The organism is Cesiribacter andamanensis AMV16, assembly GCF_000348925.1.
Taxonomy (GTDB): Bacteria; Bacteroidota; Bacteroidia; order Cytophagales; family Cyclobacteriaceae; genus Cesiribacter; species Cesiribacter andamanensis.
The window spans coordinates 1-3,059 of record NZ_AODQ01000217.1; the positions used below are offsets into that span (position 1 = coordinate 1).

Genomic DNA, 3,059 nt, shown 5'->3' on the forward strand with positions numbered 1-3,059 from the left:
TAAGTAATTATCCCATCACAACAACACTACTTAAGTAAAATGAGCATAAAGAAAATAAGTAAGAGCGTATGGAGGATGCCTAGGCTCTCAGAGGCGAAGAAGGACGTGCTAAGCTGCGAAAAGCTTGGGGGAGTTGCACAGAAGCTGTGATCCCAAGATCTCCGAATGGGGCAACCCGGCTACTTGAAGAGTAGTCACACCTTAGGGTGGGCAAACCCGCTGAACTGAAACATCTAAGTAGGCGGAGGAAGAGAAAATAAGTTAATGATTGCGCAAGTAGTGGCGAGCGAACGCGCAAGAGCCCAAACCAGTACTGTTACGGCAGTGCTGGGGTTGTAGGACCTCACCATCGACGAAGTATCTGAACTGGAAGGAGCTGGAAAGCTCCACCATAGGGGGTGATAGTCCCGTACAGGTAAAGTTACCAGTCGTAGAGTGTTCCTGAGTAAGGCGGGACCGGCGAAATCCTGTCTGAATCTGGCAGCACCATCTGCCAAGGCTAAATACTCCTGAGAGACCGATAGTGAACTAGTACCGTGAGGGAAAGGTGAAAAGTACTCCGAATAGGAGGGTGAAATAGTACCTGAAACCATACGCTTACAAGCGGTCGGAGCCCATTCGTTGGGTGACGGCGTGCCTTTTGCATAATGAGCCTACGAGTTACTCCTCACTGGCAAGGTTAAGTGCTTGGAAGCACGTAGCCGGAGCGAAAGCGAGTCTGAACAGGGCGCCCAGAGTCAGTGGGGGTAGACGCGAAACCTTGTGATCTACCCTTGGTCAGGTTGAAGGTGCGGTAACACGCACTGGAGGACCGAACCAGTAAACGTTGAAAAGTTTTTGGATGAACTGAGGGTAGGGGTGAAAGGCCAATCAAACTGGGAAATAGCTCGTACTCCCCGAAATGCTTTTAGGAGCAGCGTGGTGGTTTGAGTATGACAGAGGTAGAGCTACCGATTGGACTAGGGGGAGTCACATCCTACCAAATCCAGACGAACTCCGAATGCTGATCATATATACACTGCAGTGAGGGCTTGGGTGCTAAGGTCCGAGTCCAAAAGGGAAACAACCCAGATCAACAGCTAAGGTCCCTAAATCTACACTAAGTTGAACTAAGGCGGTTCAGTTGCACAGACAGCCAGGATGTTGGCTTGGAAGCAGCCATTCATTTAAAGAGTGCGTAACAGCTCACTGGTCGAGCGACAGAGCATCGATAATAATCGGGCATCAAGTGTAGTACCGAAGCTTTGAATTAGAGATTTACGTCTCTAGTGGTAGGGGAGCATTCCAATCTGGCTGTGAAGGTGTGGCGTAAGCCATGCTGGAGCGTTTGGAAAAGCAAATGTAGGCATAAGTAACGATAATGCAGGCGAGAAACCTGCACACCGATAGACTAAGGTTTCCTGAGCAATGCTAATCAGCTCAGGGTTAGTCGGGGCCTAAGGCAAACCCGAAGGGGGTAGTCGATGGATAACGGGTTAATATTCCCGTACTGACTGTAATGAGTGATGGGGTGACGAAGGCGTGTAACCCTTGCGCACTGACGGAATAGTGCGTTAAAGGCCGTAGGTAGACTCACCGTAGGAAAATCCGCGGAGAGTGCTGAAAGCTGATAGTACTCCAAGGCTTCGGCTGCGGAGATAATGGGGCCAAACATACTTCCAAGAAAACCCTCTAAGCGTTTACATTACAGCCACCCGTACCGCAAACCGACACAGGTAGTCAAGTGGCAATCCACTAAGGTGCTCGAGTGATTCATGGTTAAGGAACTAGGCAAATTAGACCTGTAACTTCGGAAGAAGGGTCGCTCCGCAGGAATGCGGAGCCGCAGTGAATAGGTCCAGGCGACTGTTTAACAAAAACACAGGGCTCTGCGAAATCGAAAGATGAAGTATAGGGCCTGACACCTGCCCGGTGCTGGAAGGTTAAGGGGGGATGTTAGGGGGTAACCTCGAAGCATTGAACTGAAGCCCCAGTAAACGGCGGCCGTAACTATAACGGTCCTAAGGTAGCGAAATTCCTTGTCGGGTAAGTTCCGACCTGCACGAATGGTGTAACGATCTGGACACTGTCTCAACCATGAGCTCGGTGAAATTGTAGTCGCGGTGAAGATGCCGCGTACCCGTCACGGGACGGAAAGACCCCATGAACCTTTACTATAACTTCACATTGACATTGGGCAACAGATGTGTAGGATAGGCCGGAAGCTATGAAGCGGCGTCGCCAGGCGTCGTGGAGCTAACCTTGAAATACGGCCCTTCTGTTGCTTGATGCCTAACCAGCCAAGCTGGGACATTGTGTGGTGGGTAGTTTGACTGGGGTGGTCGCCTCCAAAAGCGTAACGGAGGCTTCCAAAGGTACCCTCAGCACGATTGGTAACCGTGCGCGGAGTGTATTAGCACAAGGGTGCTTGACTGTGAGACTTACAAGTCGATCAGGTGCGAAAGCAGGGTAAAGTGATCCGGTGGTTCCGTATGGAAGGGCCATCGCTCAAAGGATAAAAGGTACTCTGGGGATAACAGGCTGATCTCCCCCAAGAGCTCACATCGACGGGGAGGTTTGGCACCTCGATGTCGGCTCGTCACATCCTGGGGCTGGAGAAGGTTCCAAGGGTTGGGCTGTTCGCCCATTAAAGTGGCACGCGAGCTGGGTTCAGAACGTCGTGAGACAGTTCGGTCCCTATCTGTGATGGGCGCTGGAAGTTTGAGAGGACCTGATTTTAGTACGAGAGGACCGAATTGGACATGCCGCTGGTCTGCCGGTTGTTCCGCCAGGAGCATAGCCGGGTAGCTACGCATGGACGAGATAAGCGCTGAAAGCATCTAAGCGCGAAACTCACCTCAAGATGAGACTTCCTTCAAAGGGTCGTTGTAGACCACAACGTTGATAGGCTGCAGGTACAAGCGGTGCGAGCCGTGTAGCTGAGCAGTACTAATTGCCCGAAATAGTTTTCTTTAGCCAGATGCCCATATCTGATCTTTTTCCTTTCACTTTTTCATGTCAAATAATATTTACAAAGAAGCAAGAAGCAAGATATAAGAAGCAAGACAAGGGCCAGGCCC

The 3,059-nt window shown here is 50.8% G+C and carries 1 rRNA gene; it reads left to right on the forward strand.

From position 1 onward, the window contains the following. The first annotated feature begins 48 nt into the window (after window positions 1-48). Window positions 49-2,954: ribosomal RNA gene (locus ADICEAN_RS20515) — 23S ribosomal RNA — on the forward strand. Window positions 2,955-3,059: the final 105 nt, after the last annotated feature.